We start from the raw sequence: 16,869 nt of genomic DNA, 5'->3' as shown, positions 1-16,869 counted from the left end.
TCGTCTGTAAGGCTTTTCAGTCAAATATTTTTGATGAAAATTATCTCAAGCCACTACAAAAAGAAAGGATCAATAGGTCAAAAGCGCATCATATATAGACATAAATCAAATTACGACGGGTTAACGTTGGCAGGGGGAAGGGTAACTTAGGGTAGCAGTACTGAATAACATACCAGCACCTCCGTCATCCCCGCGCAGGCGGGGATGACGATGGGATAAAACGGCGTCTGCCGTTACGGATGAAAACGACAGACTGATTCACTCAATCAGCGCCAGGCGCCCCAGTCACCGGTTGTGCCCGGCTCCTCGCCCTGAGTCCACCACTGGGCTGTCCAGGTTTTGCCAGCGTGGCTGACCACATCGCCCTGAGCATAGGCTTTGGCGGCACTCCACGACGCGACACCGGAATCATCACTACCACCCGAGTCATCACCACCCGAGTCGTTCGATCCGGAAGGCTGGACAACAAAGGAATACACTTCATCATCACTGACACTATTGCTGCTCAGAGCCAGCTGGAAGGTCAGCTCATGGCGCGCGTTGGGCAGGGTGGAAGTATCAATCAGCAGCTGCTGGTTAGCGTCGGTGGTGGTTTGCACAGTGGTTCCGCTGGTTTGCTGCCACTGGGCGTCGGCCTGATGACCATTACTGTCAGATGGCGTAAGCACCACATAATCGCCATGGACGACACTGGCATTTTCCAGAGGTTTAAGCACCTTCGGCGTAATCACAGCCTGTAAAGCAATGGCATCGGTAATGCTGAATTGCCCGGAGAATCCGGCATCCCTGGAGTTAAAGTAGTTACCGTGTAAGTCATTGCGGAAATACATGTAATGACTCATTTCATCATGCCAGCGCCCAATAAAGACATCACCATTGTAATTGGCCTCATACCAGCCGTTCACTTCGGACGCTAGCAGACGATCCCAGTCGTCTTTATTGCTGTCGGTAATAGCGACCGAGAAGGACGCATGGCGCTCGGCATTCTGATTAAGCACGGTATAATTCACCACCTTACCCACCGCGGCTGAGTCAAGGCTGATATTTTGTGGAATAAAGGCGTTGCCCTGCACCAGGTAAGGCTGTTTGGGTTCAGGGTCCGGGGCGTTGTTGTCATTGATAATCGCAATATCGCTGCAATTATAAAAACCTTCACCCGCCGAATCATCCCGCTGCCAGCGCGTATAAAGAATGGCATTACCAGAACGACTTTCAGGAATGGTTACATCCATCCGGTACTTACCAGCCACCACCGGCACATTGCCCACTTCCTGAATCAGTTCAAGGTCGCCCCAGGCCAGTTTTTTCGACAGATCCGCATTGGGTTTGGTCAGATAAAACTGCCAGAACGACGGGTTGTGGGGAGCCGTGGCATTAAACACAAATTCAAAGGTGCCCGCTTTTACTTCGGTCCGGGTCCAGCCGGAATGAGCCACGCCCATGCCCGCTTTTTTATCATCATTGGCATAACAGAGCGTACCGTCCGGAATGGCGCTGCGTACGGCCTGCATATTGTTGTAGTCATTAATATTCTTAGCGTACTCATTACGCTGAACAAACGGGAAGCTTCCGGATATCGCTTTCGCCTGGGCACAGCCCGGGCTCGGCGGCGTGCCACTCCAGATGCCCCCCTGGTCATAGCAGACCGCCTGTCGGGCCGGAGGAAATTCACTCCAGCCATGGGCGCTGGCGGCGCTGATAAAAAACGGTGTCTGCAAGGCAGCCATCACCGGTAATGTCATAGACAGTGCGAGTGTTTTTTTCATTATTATTTTCACCGTACGCTGAAAGGGCTTGTTAATTCTGCTTCGATAGATACAGAAAAACAACCGTTGTCACTAACCCGCTGCGCCTTGTCAAAAAACTGAATTTTTTGTCGTGTTCAGAGCTGTCGCCATTATCTTCCTGTATTTCATCTGGTCTTCGTGCATCTCCAGAAAAACACAATATTTTCTTTCGTAATAGTCCGCCAGCTCCGGGTCAGGATTAATGATCTGTTCGTAACGACTGACTGACTGGATAGCATGAGTCCAGTCAGAGAACAATTTGGCAGCCAGTCCTGCCGTCATTGCCCCGGATAACAACATCGCGTCGGGTTGCTCTGGAATGGCAGCAGGCAGCCCGGTCGCATTACAGTGTTCTGCCAGAAACAGCGGGTTTTTCGCCAGCCCGCCTGCCGGAGTCAGAAGGTCAAACTCATAACCTGCACAGATCAGGGTTTCAATATTGTGTCGTGCGCCAAGCGCCAGAGCCTGAATGGTGCAGAGGTAATGTAATGCCAGGTTGCCTTCACTGTTATCCAGTTTTAATCCGCTGATCATTCCTACCAGGGTCATGTCCATTCTGGGCGTTCGGTTGCCAGCATAGTAGGGCAGCATATGAATGTTTTCAGCCAGGCAGGCGACAGGCTGTTCTCCCGCCATCTTTTCAAGCTGTACATTCAGATAGGCGGTGATGCTCAGCCCCTTTTGTCTTGCCTTATTGCAGGCGAGTTCGTGTGCAGGGTGATTGGCAAGAATGTAATCCAGCAGAATGCCGGCAGCACTCTGCCCGACGGCATTGTGGTAAAGGTCAGGCAGCACTGATGGAGAAGGGCCCCAGGTTCCGTAAATGTTTTGAGGCTCGCGACTGGTGGCGATATAAATGGTCGACGTTCCGACGATCATGCTCAGTCGCTTAAGGGCTGTTTCAGGAGGGTTAACGGGTTCGTTCTTACTGCGGGACAGGATCGTAGAGAGTGTGCCGCCATACCCGTCGATGATGGCGCTGGCCACCGGTACGCCGACAGGCAGCTTTAAAGAGATTGCAGCCGTTTTGCAGAGCCCTTCGCCAACCGCAGCGCCAATGGGCAGATGAATACCGTGAAAGCGCTCTTTAACATCGGTAAAGTCCACTGCTTCCAGTAACTGTTCGTCAAAACGACGGGAAAGTGAGCCGTTGGTCCAGATGAGTTCGTCAGTCAGTTTCCAGACCAGGTAATCACTCAGGTCAATGATGCAGTAGCATTGCTTCCAGAGTTCCGGGTGACTTTGTTTCAACCAGAGTGCCCGCGCAATGTGGGTTTCCGGAATCATTCTCTGATGGTTGCCGGTACGGTGCATGACGGCAGAAAACTGTTCTGATTGTGGCAGTGCTCTGTGATCCATCCAGCCATACACGTCGCACTCCGAATTATCGGGCAGGGCAATGGGTTTCATGTCAGCCGTAAGAAACAGCAGGGAGGCGGTGGCATCAAGCCCGATGCCCCGTATGGAATCGGGTTCATAGTTGGACAGTGAGATCAGGTTCTTGATGGTGTCGACCAGATTGCTCCAGATATCATCCGATGAAAAGCCCATTTTCCCAGCTGGGTTCCAGCAACGAATAGCGTGTTTCTGCTGCGCCAGAATTTTTCCTTCAGTGGTGACCAGTGCACAGCGCAGACTGCCGCTTCCTACGTCGATACTGAGCAGTATGTCATCCATCGGGGTTACCTGTTGCCTGATTGGGATGATTTCCAGCATAGACAAAAAAGTAGCTCCGGATGATCTACTCTGTATCTGACTTCTACAGTAAGTACCTTATTAATAGCTTCTATTGATAGCTTTGTAGTGATTTTCTAACTTTCTAAATACATTTTCCAAATACAACAGGGTTGGTAACAAAATGGCAGAGTCATCGGGAGGGTTACACTATGCATTTGTTCATGGCGTTCTGGGGTCTTCCCGGCTGGAGATATTGACCCGCCTGAGCTGGCCTTCAAGTCAGAAATTCCTTATGTCACAAGGTATCAGCGAAGGGATGAGTTGCCTTGAGGCGGGCTGTGGTGCAGGTGCAATTACCGGTCATTTACGGGGGCTTCTGGGAGAGGGTGGTTTTGTGACAGGCTTTGACATGGATGCAGAATCCATAGAGCTGGCACGAAAAAAGTTTGCGGGTATCCGGGGGCTGGACTTTAAGGTGCTTGATCTTGAAGCGGATGAGCTGGCTTTTAATCAATCGTTCGATCTGGTTTATTGCCGCCTTATTCTGGAACACCTTCCTGACCCGGAAGCAGCCATTCAAAAATTAACCCGGTATCTGAAACCGGGAGGATTGTTTGTCGCACAGACCATTGATTGCGAAGGTCAGTATTGCTGGCCCGATAATGCGGCTTATCAAAAGAGTGCCGGGCTGCTGGGGCAGATTATTGATGTTCGTGGCGGACATTCAGATTGTGGTCGGTGGCTGCCCTCCATAGTACGGAAACAGAAGTTTTTGCGTATCAACGTTGAAGTGGAAAACCTGGTTTATCTGGAAGGTGAAGGCAAACAGTTTGTCCCTCTGACGATGGAGGCTCTGGGAAAAGGGCTTTTGGAAGAAGGGTTGCTGGAAAAGGATGAGTTTCGTGAGCTGTTGAATGACTTAAGGCGGTTCTGCAACGAGCCGGACAGCGTTGTGTCCCTGCCAAGGTTTGTCCATTGCGCTGGAAGAAAACCCTGTTAATGTTGACGCTTAAGATTTTTTACACAGGGAAATAGCATGGGCCTGTTGATGAGTGAAATGATTGGTCATCGGGGGGTGGCAAGTCTGGCACCTGAAAATACGCTGGCAGGCATTCGCAAAGCGGCAGAGCTGGGGCTGGAATGGATTGAGCTGGATGTCACCTTGCTGGGGGATGGGACGGCCGTGATGTTCCATGACCCCCGCCTGAATCGAACGACTAATGGTCGTGGTCACCTGAAGAAACAGACTCTGGCGGCGATTAAATCGCTGGATGCTGGCAGCTGGCACTCCGAACACTGGTGTGGGGAGAAGGTTCCTGAGCTGGATGAAACGTTGAGCCTGATAAAAGAGCTGGGCCTGGGGTTGAATCTGGAGTTAAAACCTAATCGCTGTGACCTGCACCGGCTGGTTGGGCAGGTGATCACTGCTTTAGAGCAGGCCGACTTTCCAGCGGAGAAGTTACTGGTTTCCAGTTTTAACCATAAGGCGCTGGTTTTATTCAGAGGGCGTTCTGAACACCGGATTGGCTGCCTGTTTGAAACCTTGTCCCGAAGCTGGAGCCATAAGGCGCAACAGGTGGGGGCTGTGAGCATTCACGTGAATGCTGAGAAGCTGACAGAAGCTGGCGCTAAAGCCGTGAAAGCGGGTGGGTATGAGCTTTACTGTTATACCGTAAACGATACGCAGCTCCTTAGCAGGCTAAAGAGCTGGCAGGTGGACGGTGTTTTTTCAGACTGTCCCCGGAACCTGGAGCGATGCTTATAGCTCGTCCACTTCGCGCAGGTATTTGAACAGTTTGCGGGCTGCGGCAGGCGGTTTGTTTTGCTCAGCTTCTTTTTTCGCATTGCGCACCAGCTGACGAATGTGCTGGTGGTCGGCTTCCGGGTACTGTTCCAGATACTCCGTCAGAACCTTGTTGTCACCACTGACCAGGCGGTCGCGCCAGCGTTCCAGCTGATGAAAACGGCGGTTAAACTCCTCACTGGTGGCATCAAGGCGGCTGAGCAGTTCCTTGATGGGTTCAAGGTCTTCGTCCTGCATCAGTTTGCCAATGAAGCCCAGGTGGCGCTTTCGGGCATTATGGCTTTTGATGCGCTTGCTCTCATCAAGGGCGGCTCGCAGGCGGTCGCCCAGAGGCAGTTTATCCAGCAGTGACGGTTTCATTTCCATCAACCGTTCGCCCATATCTTTGAGCTCTTGCATATCACGCTTGAGCTCGGCACGGCTGACGTAAATGATCTCCTCAATAGGGTCGCCAAATTCGTCAAATTTCTGTTCAGACATTACACATTCACTTTAACTATCGCTGTAGCGATCACTGTAGCTATGGAAATACGGTTGCTGTCACCGGCCAGAATTCTGATGGTGACAGCAATAATTGTTTTTTCGCTGGTAGCTGTTCGATGGGAATAACGCATTTTACTCTATTCGGTGACAAGATGTCCTGTCTCAGTGTCTGCGTCCCTCAGGTTCCCGGGCTCGTGACCAGCGACTGATTCCGGTTTTTTCAAGTCGTTGGCAGCGTGGTGGTGTTGGCCAGGGGGGAAGTCATGTTCAGGCTGGTCACGTTCTGCGCTCCCGGCACAAAGGCAGCCTCCCCTCCCATAACGCTGGCATTGAAAGGGGCCAGGCTTTGCACCAGCTGTTGGAAATGCTGCTCTATCTGCGCTGAACCCTGGTTGGCCTCGGGCACCCGGAGCCGGGTTGGCCTGCTCTTTTTATCCCCGGCTGGCATCAGGCTGGCAGCCAGGCGCTGGCCACTGATGATCTTCCCTTCCGGTGTCTCCGGCCCAAACCGGTTAACTCCGGGCCCGGCCAGCGTCCGGTTGCGCCCCGTTACCCAGCCTGTGGGGTCACTGGTGTAACGCCGCCCTCTGAAGTAGATGCTATCCAGTGCCGACAGGCTAATCACCGCCAGTTCCGCGCCCTGGTGGGGGATCACTACGAAGGTATCATTCAGGCCGGTACTGCCCAGGTTATCCACCGTCGTCTGGTTCAGGTTGCTGCCACCGGTTTTGCGGCGCAGGTTGAACTGCACCTCCTCCGGCTCGAGGTCAGTGAGGTAGAGCCGGGTGCTTTTCTTACCCTCCAGTGACCTCAGGTTGCTTCTGGAGCCTGACGACAGGATAACAGTATGTTGCCCCTGGCTGTCAGTGACGGTGGCATTCCGTGATGACCGGATGTCGTAAATGTCATCGCCAGCATCACCATTAAGCTCCACCGGAGTTCGATTGATGGTTTCCCGGGTGTTTGCCTGGCCGCCTTTCTGGTCTGGGTCTCCCAGCAGGAACAGGTCATTGCCGTTATGGCCATAGACCTCGCGGATCGCTTTTTCCGGGGCGATATAAAGAATGTTATTCAGGCCGTTGCCGTCAATCCGGGGGCTGGCTGCCTTCGCCCCGTCAAATAACCGGGGCACCGATGGTGCCAGCCGTTCGGCCAGCTCCATCATTTTAATCCGTTCGTTGGCCTGCTCACCGGCAAACACAAAGCCATCAAAAGGCATGGCCTTAGACAAAGTCGTCACGATTGAGGGGCTGAGCCGCTCAAAAGCCAGTATCCGGTCATCAATGGCACCCAGGTGAAACCGATAGTCACCGGATTCCAGCGCCCAGTTATCGTCACGGGCAACCAGTTTCAGTGATGACAGGGAGAAGGGAAAGACTTTGTACCTTTGCTGCATGGCCTGGCTATCCCGGCTGGACAGCAACACGTCCAGGCTGGCTTTGTTGGTTCGGTTCAACTGTCCCTTGCGGACGAGGTTCTGGCCGCGCCATACGGTAACGGTCAGCCTATGGCTGGTGCTTTCAAAAACAAACCGGAGTTCCCTGATGTCCACATCGTAAAACACACTGTAAACCGGCTGTTTGTCCATCGTGGCCGGGTTATCCAAAGTTAGCACCGGGTAAGGGCTGGCTTTATCGATCACCTGCCCATAGTCGTCCAGCTGTTTCTTGCCCATCACCGGGAAGCCAACGGTGTTGTTCCAATGGGCCAGGTATTTTGCCTTGTCCTGCCTGGCAGGCCCTTCAAGAACGGTAAACTCATGCCCCCCTATGGTTTGCTTCTGGTTTGTGCTCCGGGCGGGGGAGAGGCAGTTGTGGCAACCCCGGCCATCGTCAAAGTCGAGGTTATAGTAGCCTGAAGCGGGCTTGCCCCCTTCCTTGCTGAGCTGACGCACCCGGACGCTGCCCCGGGCAAAGCGATACCCCTCGACCGTCATGCTGGTCGTGCCATTGACCGCCCCGCTGACCGGTTGCACGGTTAGTTTCAGGGTGTCTGCCTGTTTCTTCGGCACCAGCTGGAAGCCAGGCGCCACATCAATAAACAGGGGCCTGTCCGGGGTGGCAGGTACAGGCGCTGAAGGTAGTGCGCCGGTGCCGACCACCAGTGGCGGCATATAAATACCCTGGTTGGCTTGAACCTCTGCCCGTAACTGGTCAAGCGTAAAGCGCGCGTCGTTGAACTGAATACCTGTGGGTTTTGGGAGGGGGGCCAGCGGTGCCGTCCAGACCTGCTTGATCCGCAAAACACCTTTAGGATCAAAACGATCAAGGATCAGAAGGTCATTCTCGTCACGCAGAAGGGTGCTTTGAAACGCCGGGGCATGAATACGGATGCGCTGAGGCTGGCCATTGTTATCCCCGGGGGGCGTTGCAGCAGGCTGCATTTCCAGCTTAATGATCACCTGCGCGCAATAAGTCAGGTCACTGAACTTCACCGAAAAGGAGTCATTGCCGCCCTTGCCGTCAAAGTAAAGGGTCAGGTCATGGGGACGGTCCGGGCTCGCGCTGAACCGCCTGGCGCCTTTGCCCCTGTCGAAGTAAAGGGTATCCAGCAAAAAGTCCGATACGGTTAACCGGTCATCCCCGGCGCTGCCGTAGACCCGGAGCGCATGGCCGTCACTGCTCACCTCGATGTTCGACAAACGGCCAAGACCTTGTTCATAAGGGCCGGACCAGCCGGCTGACTTGTGTACAGGTATTGCCCGGTGGCTATCAATAAAAAATACCTTGTGTTTTTTACGGTTGAAACATAAAGCCCCGGCTCGTTCAGGCAGGCCTGACCGGCTGCCGGCGTTCAGGCTGCCAACCAGCACCAGCTCCTCGTCCCCGTGGTTTTTAGGTCCCAGGAATAACCGGTTATCCCGCGTGTCATACCAGGCCTGGCGGTATACCCTGCCTGTCTGCCCCCCGGGTACAAACTCAATCTCCAGCAGGGGCTGTTTCGGAAATTCTCTATAGGGGGACGTCATGCCAGACGACAGCCGGTCCGATACTCTTCCGGACAGTCGCTGCCAGACCTCTTTGTGTCTATCCGAGGAATAATCACCGGTCAGGCTGAAATAAGCGGCCTGCTGCTGTTCCGGAGACTGCCGGTCATTGATGAAAGTCAGGCCGGACAGCGTCCTGTTGCCATCGGCCAGGGTGAATAGATAGTGTTCACTGCTCGCCTCCCACTGCTGCCTGACGTTATTCCAGAAGTAGTCCGCTTCCGGGTTGTTATTACCGTCCTCACAGGGCACGGAAACCTCCGGACGAAACACCTCGGGCAGCAGGTTAGGGACAACCGGGTTCTGGCGGCAATAGGGGTGGCCTGCCGGTGCCCCCGATACCGGGTTCATGTAAAACCGGTAGGGAAGGCTGTCGCCCTTGCCCTTCAGGGCCATCAGGGAGTTGCCGTTGTCCCCCCCGATTCTGAAGGAGTCGCTGGCATTGGCCGCAAACAGCCGGTTTTCGGAGCGAAGGAACCAGAAATCCATCTGTGTTAAAAAAGCGGGCAGGGGTTTACCCTTCGGTGGGTGAACCAGCGGCAGCCTGACCAGGTCAGGGGCCTCTTCCCCAAAATCCAGCGCAAACTGTTCGCAAACGCGCCTGACGGCTTGTTTAAGATCCGCGAGAAATGCCGAAGCCTGCTGGCGGTTCCGGTTTTCCGGGGCGATCATGTCCTTGCCAAAATGACGGTCATACAGCCCGCCAACAATGACCCCCATATCCAGGTCGGTCAGGTCGATGGTCGAATCTTTGGGCAGCTGATAGTATTCCCGGGAGATGTTCGCGGTCGGCGCGTTGAACCGAACGGGCTGGCCCTTGTCGGTATAACCGTAATGCCAGCCATCGAACCGGTAAGCTTCCAGGGGAAGCTCGCCCAGCCTGGTACCGCTCAACAGGGCTTCATTGGGGATCATCAGTATATAGCCGTTGAGGGTATAGGCCAGAATGCCGTTCTTGAGGGACTTGATATCCAGGAAACCGCCCTTGCCACCCCTGGCGTCAAGGTCATCATGACCAAACGTGAGAAGATTCAGATTGCTCAACGGCGTCACCAGAAGATTCCCCCGGTCTGCCGGGGGCCGGTCTATCGTGGCATAATAAAGAGCCCCCGAGGCGCTGTTGTGCATCACATAGTAGACGGCGTTCCCTTTTCTGAAGCTATGCACCGGCGAGTGGTCCTTGATGACCGGGCCGGTCAGCTCCGGGGTTAGCCTCAGGTAGACGCCCCCCCAGCCGGTAATCAAAACGCAGTCCGTTGTGACCGACTGGCGCAGGCTAATACTGTCCTTAGCGAAAAGCCGGTACTGTTTTAATGCGTCAATATACTTCAGGCCAACCACTTCCCGGCCACTGGCGCTGTCTTTCAGGCATTTGGCTTCAAACTGACCTTTGTCGTAAAAATCAATGGAACTGACCAGGTACGTCATCATGACGTTGTTTTTCTTATCGTAAAAACCACTGCGGAGCAGGTGGCTGGCATTGTCTGTGTCGACGATATTGACCGGCAAAAATCTCGTGACGAAGTCACTGGCACTGACTTGCGTCAACGCTTCCTGATAGTTGACCAGCGTCGTACTGATAAAAGCGGGGGTGTGTTTAAATTGCCTTTCAGTCTGCCCCGACTCTGTTTTCAGGCCATCAAGGGCAAACCAGACCCCGGCGCGGGTCATTACCATCAACTGCTTTTCCGGGGCGTTGTCCGGGTCATCAGTGACTTTATAGCCCGCTATCTCATAAGGAAACGTATGAGGGGTTGTATAAAAATCACTCATGTCCCCCACTCGCTGCCCAAAATTGAACCGTTTTATTTTCAATGGCGTCAGGGCTGAGGCCGGATCGAAATACAGCCGCCTGAGTTGACGATTGTAGAAATAGTACCCCGTTTCCGGGGCCCCCATAATGGGAATCACATGCCCCGGCTCAACACCTTCTGGCCGACAGAGTGTGATCTCAACAGTGTTGCTGCGGTCATACCAGAGCTGGAAACGCTCCCACTTATGCTCCCCGCCCGGGGCGAATGAAGTAAGTCCATGATACACCTCGCTGCCGTCCGCCCGTACCTCCTTCGTTGGCCTGTTTAGCCAGGCGGGTTTCGCGGGTTCCCACTGCAAAATAACGGGCACGAACCGGTCAGGGAAAAGATACCTGGTACTGCCTTTCGGGGCGGGTTTGAGCCGGAAAGCGTAACTGTATTCATTACGGTTAAATGCCGCCTCAATCTTTGCGAAATACCGGACTCGTTGTGCCGACTCCTGAATTGGCCGTTTCGAGATAAAATAGAGCAGCTCTATTGGTGCTTTCTTGTGAAGGGGAGTGACCTTAAAGCCCGCGTGATCATCAACGATCATGACCTTGTAATGGTTTTTTTCTTCCTCGCTGAGGGCGTCTTCCGGTATATCAAAATAAACGCTGGCGCCACCCAGCTTAAAAGTAAACCCATCGTCGGTTCGTGAAAAACCGCAATGCTTCCCTTCATACAAATTGTAATATCGATTAATACACCGAACCTCACGATCCCCATGGTAATACAGGCTAAACGAAGCCGACCTGGCATTCTCCAGGTTCTTCAGGTTAATAGACCAGTTGTCCTTGATGATCAGCCGGTAACTATTCTTGCTGTTGTCAGGTACGTTAACGGTGTACAGAAGCCCCCTTCCGGTATTGCTCGGCTCCCGAATTTTTGGCGGGAATATAATGTCATGGTCTTCGTAGTCCAGATTCAAAAGCACGTCCGTGTGCCTGGACTCTTCCCTGACAAGCCGTTGAATCATATACCCCTTCTCAACCGTATCCGACTGGCTGTTTCCTTTTGGGTTATCACCCTTGACCGTTTCTGTGTCGTAATACTTAATCCTTGCCCCGGAATTGTGGATCGCATCGAAAAAGCGCCGGCTACCTGAGTCGGGAATGGTTCTGGCATCATCAAACTCCGTATATTCCCCTCCGAAGTCCCAGTCCAGCCGGGCCGGCATAATAACGGTGCCTATTTTATCGGGCATAATGCCGGTGACATTGAAAATACCGTCCGTACACTGATAAAACGACAGTCGTCTGCCCGCCTTGCAATCACTCTTCACATAGCTATAGATAACATCCGTGAAATCACCCAGCGGGAACAGCACCGCAGACACCTTCGTACCTCTTTTTTTTATTTCAAAGTGCTGGTGCCTGAAAAACATTCGGCCATAATCAAGCTGTTTTCCCTGAAGGTCAATTTTCTTTAAGCCCACAGAGAACGTCTGGTTCGTGGCCGGATTGAAGTAGAAATCAGCGGTTTCACCGTGGGCCTCTGGAATCAGGCCTTCCTGGTTCAGAAAGTCATAAATGTTGTTGTTAATCTCAAACTGGTCACTATCGAACTCATCCTTTATTTTTTTAAAGATACGATCGACGACGGTTGGGCCCAGGGGATAAAGTGCCCCTTTTAACTCATCGTTGACCCATCCATAATCGCTTTTGTTCGGATTGGCAAGAATTTTCCTGACCGCCTCAAGGGCCCTGGTTTTGTTCTCCTCACTGATGGGGAAAAAGCTGTCCGGGTTCAGCTCCCGGTATATGTCATTGAACTTTTCTACGGCTTGCCTGGCCACCTGCAACTTCCGCTGTATCTCAATTTCTTTCATCTTGTCGGCGAAGAACGCCTCCGCAATCAGCATCCCCAGGAAAACCGCTACCGCGACGGCCGCCCCCACCGGTCCGGAGGCCACTAAAGAGAACAGGGTGGCCGCCAGCCCTACGCTCTCGACAATCAGTCTTGACCGGTATAAATCCTTAATCTCGTCGTCTTCTATCTGGGAGTATTCGTAAGCCGTTAACCCGGTGCTGAACGCCATCAATCCAACACCGGCCGCCCCGACGGCCTTTCCGGCAAACCTGACCGCCTTCACGGCTTTGCCATAGCGGGTTAGCCGGGTGGCTGTCGACAATGACTTGGCCGAACCCGCGCCACCGGGGGAAACCCGTTTCACCACTTTTGTTTCACTGGGCAGGATCCGGCTAATTGGGCGGCTGTCCTTAACCAGGCCAACCACCTGGCCCACCAGTTCCGTCGCCTGGGTGGCCGCCATCCCCATATTCACGTAACTGTGCATCACCAGGGCGCGGTATAGGGAGTCCGACATTCCCTCGGTTTTTGAGATCTGCTCAAGGAACTTTCCCCGCTGAATGACGATCATCAGCATCTGGAAACTGTCAACCAGGGACAGGGCTTCAGAAACATAACCGCTGGTTCGGGTAGGTTTAAACAGCTTTTTCAGTTTATGCCGGAATCCGGGGGCCTTGACCTTCTGGTTTTGACGGTCCAGGTAGGTTTTCAACTCTGCGGGCGCCGCACTCGCAAATTGCAGGGTTCTTGTCGCCTTTGTATTCTCCCGAATGAAATCCATGGACCACTGGTCATCCGTTTTTGTTAACGTGGACAGCAACGGCGTGTAATCAGGGCCCAGGTGGGCATTAACCTCGGCAGAACCCAGCCAGTCAGAAAAATTCCGGGCCAGGCGCTCAAACTGCAGCTGCCGGTCAATATCGGCGTTGACCGACCTGGATTGCGGTGGATGCGAGGCAAGCGCATCATGCTGCCAGTAGCGGCGAAGCGTCTTACCGTGCCCCTGCCACCCATGGGGGTCGAAGGCAGTAAAGCCGGTCCCGGCCCGTGCCGCTAAAGCCGATGACAGGGTATTCACCCTCTGGCTGTCGCTGACCGCCACCAGGTCCTGTAACCGGCTGCCCGGAAAGGCTTCACGGATGGACTGCGCAGAAGAGGAAACCAGCGCGTCCAGCTGGCCCACCCGGCCATCGGCCACCACGTCCCCGACGCATTGGGCGCCAAGGCCGGCAGCGAACGATTCGGGGCTGCCCACCAGGCTGACCCGGCTGACACTGCCGCCCCGGACCAGGGGAACCACCAGTCCATCCGCTGAGACCAGTACGCTTTTGCCGGGAATAAACTGAAAGGCCTCAGCGCGGCTGTCGGGCTTGCTGGCCAGTTCTTTAGCCGACGCAAAAGACGCCTCATCCAGGGCAATGATGCTGTGTTTTCCCAGGGACGGCTTCAGGGCTGCCTGCGCCACTCTACGACGGTAGCCTTTTATTTCCTGCTGAAGTTTAGACAGGGCGCTGCCTTCCGGGGCATCGACCAGGGCAATGTCCTTTTGCTGGCCATCCAGAACGATCTGGGTTTTGTCGTCGGACAGCAGCTTGAGGGAATCGGCGAAGGGTTCGGGGTCATTACGGCAGGAAGCGGTTGAGGCGGAGCGTCTTTTTCGGGTGGAGGGGGCAAACCTGCATAAGTCAGAACTTTGTGACACATAGCTGAATGGTTCAGGATGCAGGGCTTTAATAATACCACCCACGTCTTCAAAGCTGCCCGTCACCACTTTAATTTGCCCGTTAGCAATCCTCTTTTTTAATTGTTGAAATGGCAGATCCAGTGTTCCGATAACATGACCAGGAGCATTGAGATAATCCATTTCAATCATTGTGGTCATGATGTCAATTTCGAGACCAAAATATTTTTTTGTTTTGTCGTACCATTCTGTACAGGACGACTCCTCCTTTGCCTCATTGAGTACCCACTGTACACCTTCAGCATACCGGGGATGACCCAGGGCAATGATCTTGCCATTGAAATCTTCTTTCCCTGCCGCCAGGACAATGACCTCAAGAGTCGCGGGAATGATAATGCTTCCCCGACGAAGGTGATCGGACAGCATAGCTGAATCAAATACCCCTTGCTTATCACGTGCAAGAGACAGATCGACCTCAATACTATTGCGTGTTTGTCTAGTGTATTCTACTTTCAATTCTGACTGGTCAGGCCTGATTTTTGATGACAGTTCACCATCAACCAGCCTGGTTTCAATAATACTGTTACCGGGCTTTCGTAAAATTATTTCAGCATAAAAGTGATCGTTTTTACCACCAACTCTAAAAGAGTATCTGTTACCTAAAAAGTTATTGATTCGAGAAAATTTGTTATTAGTCACTACGACCCCGGCAGAAATCCCTTTCTTTTCAAGAGCACGTAATAAAGAACCGCCAAAGGTACTTCCAAGAGCTTCCTGTGAGGCGGAGTCCAATTTTGGATCAATGAGGTGGGAGAACTTCTCGACGGAACAAGCGTCAATTCTTATTTTTTTGACCCTGCCTCCATCAGGGACAGCCTTAGCGATGATGTCTGCAATTTCACTGGCACTTAAGCCACCAACTTTCAAATAACTCCCATGAGCTGTCACAGTAATTTTTGAGTTTTCAGTTATTGCTCGTTGCTCCCCTGCCAGAGCAATAAAGCGCTGCTGGTTCTTATCCCATAGCACTAAAGAAGACTGGTCAGGGTTACGCTGAAAGAGCAGAACGCCTCCTTTTATAATTTCAGGCTCGGAGCCAGCAATAATAATCACCTTGTGGTCATAAGGGGTGGCGTCTACAGTAGCAATATCATAGGCATGATTAACACCATGGATTCCCTCCTTTAAGCGGTCTGGTTCATAAATAAAGGGCGTACCAGGATTGAGGGTATTCTTCATAGCGTAGCTGTAAAATTCACGCTCAATACTTCGTCGGCCTAATACATCACCATAAGGGTCAATAGGTGGCAAGAACCCCCTTGAGTCGAGTTTATCAATCGCAGTAAGCGCTTCGTCAACGTATTCTTTTTCCTGATCAGCAGTCAGTCCACTACCATCGATAGATGACATTAAGAATTTTCGAATGCGATTTTTGGCGTCATCCCATTCTTGTCCTGGCATGTCCTCATAGGGCTTCGTCTTAAAGAACAAAACCACTTCATCCAGAACACCAGACACTGTAAGTGTATTATCATGAGCTGCCAAAAAATAAAAATCCGCTTCGTTGCCTCCCCCTGAATCGGCCATCAAGATGTCTTCATCATCCATCTCCAGAGTTCCCAAAGGTTTAAAATACTGACTCTCCGGCGCTTTCTCCGATGCCCTGATAATAGATTCCGCACGAGAACCGTAACCATAATCCCTGAGTTTTGAAAGATAATCCTCATCTAACAGTGCGTTCGTAGTAATAAAATCGCTCTTAAGCCTTTGTAGCAGTGCTTGAAGCCTGGCTTTCTTTTCAAGTTCATGGAACCCTTTCCCTATATCTTCTTTCTGGACAACTGAGCTGGAATGATCACCAAACATTTTCCTGAATAAAGCAAATGTATCTTCATCACTATTAATTTCAGAAAAAACATCACTGTTTATTTTCGGGAAAGTATTGATGTCAACAACAAGGCCGCCATATTTATTCAATAGCGATAATTGCATTAGTTTCTGGGCAGTTTTGAAGTCAGCGTAAGTGTAAGCGGTATCAATATATATTTTTTTTTCATCCACAGTAAAAAAGGGAAATTGAGACCCTGAGTCTTCAATATCAACCCCATTCTTTTTAAGGGTTTCGTAAATACTTTGTTGCGCTTTAACAATCTCACCTAATTCATTTTCACTTTTTCCATGATTGGAAATCAGCCATTCTTTAACCGCATCTGCCCGTGTTTTACCACCGGGTGTAACTTGCTTATTGATACTTTGTGCCATTTGTTGCTGACGATCTCTGAGGATGTCCAAATCATCGTCTATAGACTCCGGTAGCTTCTCGGCCCAATCATCATTTCCTATGGGCGTCCCTTGCCCCTTGACTTGTTTTCTCATATCGTCGAGTTTGAGCAACTCGCTGGCCATTTCTTTCAGTACGAGACGATCAAAATAACTGTTCTCGTCCTTCCATAATTTGACACTCCAGTCCGGGTTGGCCTTCGCCCAGGTTTCAATTCTCAAAGCCTGAGCCCTAGTCAGCTCACCGATGACAACAAAATGTATTTTCTTTGGCAATGGATTCTTTTGAGCGGCTGGAACATTTGGCATGACTCATTACCTGCGTTTCACTTTGGCTGACTGAACTGCTAGTACATGTTCATTTTTGTATATCTACGTCATTTCATTTGACCAGAAAATTAATGCTGTACTGGCAACCGCCACACAGCAAAGATTTACAGGGCTTATCTGTCGGATCAATCAGCAAAAGAATGTCTGAAATAAAAAAATATGTCAGCGGTAGTATGGTTACTAAAGTTGCAAGTAGGTTCATGAGTATAAACTGTATTTGCACGGCAAGAGTCTTG

Annotated in this window: 7 protein-coding genes; 2 read left to right on the top strand and 5 right to left on the bottom strand. The window is 52.0% G+C overall.

Annotated elements, in window-relative coordinates; genetic code table 11:
* Positions 1 to 266: 266 nt before the first annotated feature.
* Positions 267 to 1,766, bottom strand: a complete 1,500-nt coding sequence (locus tag NX720_RS26855) for a lytic polysaccharide monooxygenase (RefSeq protein WP_318654052.1) — start codon at positions 1,764 to 1,766, stop codon at positions 267 to 269.
* A gap of 90 nt (positions 1,767 to 1,856) precedes the next feature.
* On the bottom strand, positions 1,857 to 3,464 hold the full coding sequence (locus NX720_RS16780) for an FGGY-family carbohydrate kinase (protein WP_262596074.1): 1,608 nt from the start codon (positions 3,462 to 3,464) through the stop codon (positions 1,857 to 1,859).
* Between the two features lie 181 nt (positions 3,465 to 3,645).
* On the opposite strand from NX720_RS16780, the gene NX720_RS16775 reads away from it, so the two are divergent.
* Together NX720_RS16775 and NX720_RS16770 are read left to right on the top strand one after the other, a co-directional pair.
* Positions 3,646 to 4,464 carry a class I SAM-dependent methyltransferase gene (locus tag NX720_RS16775; protein WP_262596072.1) on the top strand — a complete coding sequence of 273 codons (819 nt, stop codon included), beginning with the start codon at positions 3,646 to 3,648 and terminating at the stop codon, positions 4,462 to 4,464.
* A 36-nt stretch (positions 4,465 to 4,500) separates the two neighbouring features.
* Positions 4,501 to 5,229 (top strand): glycerophosphodiester phosphodiesterase family protein, encoded by a 729-nt coding sequence (locus tag NX720_RS16770; RefSeq protein WP_262596070.1) that lies wholly within the window; start codon positions 4,501 to 4,503, stop codon positions 5,227 to 5,229.
* On the opposite strand, the gene yjgA is transcribed toward NX720_RS16770, so the two are convergent.
* From yjgA to NX720_RS16755, 3 genes are all read right to left on the bottom strand, one after another.
* Entirely contained in the window at positions 5,224 to 5,748 is a 525-nt protein-coding gene (gene yjgA, locus NX720_RS16765) for a ribosome biogenesis factor YjgA (RefSeq protein ID WP_262596069.1), read from the bottom strand. The genes NX720_RS16770 and yjgA overlap by 6 nt on opposite strands.
* Positions 5,748 to 5,882, bottom strand: a complete 135-nt coding sequence (locus tag NX720_RS16760) for a hypothetical protein (RefSeq protein WP_262596068.1) — start codon at positions 5,880 to 5,882, stop codon at positions 5,748 to 5,750. Before NX720_RS16760 ends, yjgA begins: the two co-directional genes overlap by 1 nt.
* 89 nt (positions 5,883 to 5,971) lie before the next feature.
* Complete coding sequence (locus NX720_RS16755; protein WP_262596066.1) at positions 5,972 to 16,612, bottom strand: TcdA/TcdB catalytic glycosyltransferase domain-containing protein; 10,641 nt, start codon at positions 16,610 to 16,612, stop codon at positions 5,972 to 5,974.
* Positions 16,613 to 16,869: the final 257 nt, after the last annotated feature.

This window comes from Endozoicomonas euniceicola (assembly GCF_025562755.1).
GTDB classification, from domain to species: Bacteria; Pseudomonadota; Gammaproteobacteria; order Pseudomonadales; family Endozoicomonadaceae; genus Endozoicomonas_A; species Endozoicomonas_A euniceicola.
The sequence above is the reverse complement of the archived record's forward strand: the minus strand, read 5'-3'. Positions and strand labels throughout refer to the sequence as shown.

Bases quoted from the DNA above. Each gene is read 5' to 3' on its own strand.
- NX720_RS26855 (WP_318654052.1), bottom strand. From the start codon at position 1,766: ATGAAAAAAACACTCGCACTGTCTATGACATTACCGGTGATGGCTGCC.
- NX720_RS16780 (WP_262596074.1), bottom strand. From the start codon at position 3,464: ATGGATGACATACTGCTCAGTATCGACGTAGGAAGCGGCAGTCTGCGC.
- NX720_RS16775 (WP_262596072.1), top strand. From the start codon at position 3,646: ATGGCAGAGTCATCGGGAGGGTTACACTATGCATTTGTTCATGGCGTT.
- NX720_RS16770 (WP_262596070.1), top strand. From the start codon at position 4,501: ATGGGCCTGTTGATGAGTGAAATGATTGGTCATCGGGGGGTGGCAAGT.
- yjgA (WP_262596069.1), bottom strand. From the start codon at position 5,748: ATGTCTGAACAGAAATTTGACGAATTTGGCGACCCTATTGAGGAGATC.
- NX720_RS16760 (WP_262596068.1), bottom strand. From the start codon at position 5,882: ATGCGTTATTCCCATCGAACAGCTACCAGCGAAAAAACAATTATTGCT.
- NX720_RS16755 (WP_262596066.1), bottom strand. From the start codon at position 16,612: ATGCCAAATGTTCCAGCCGCTCAAAAGAATCCATTGCCAAAGAAAATA.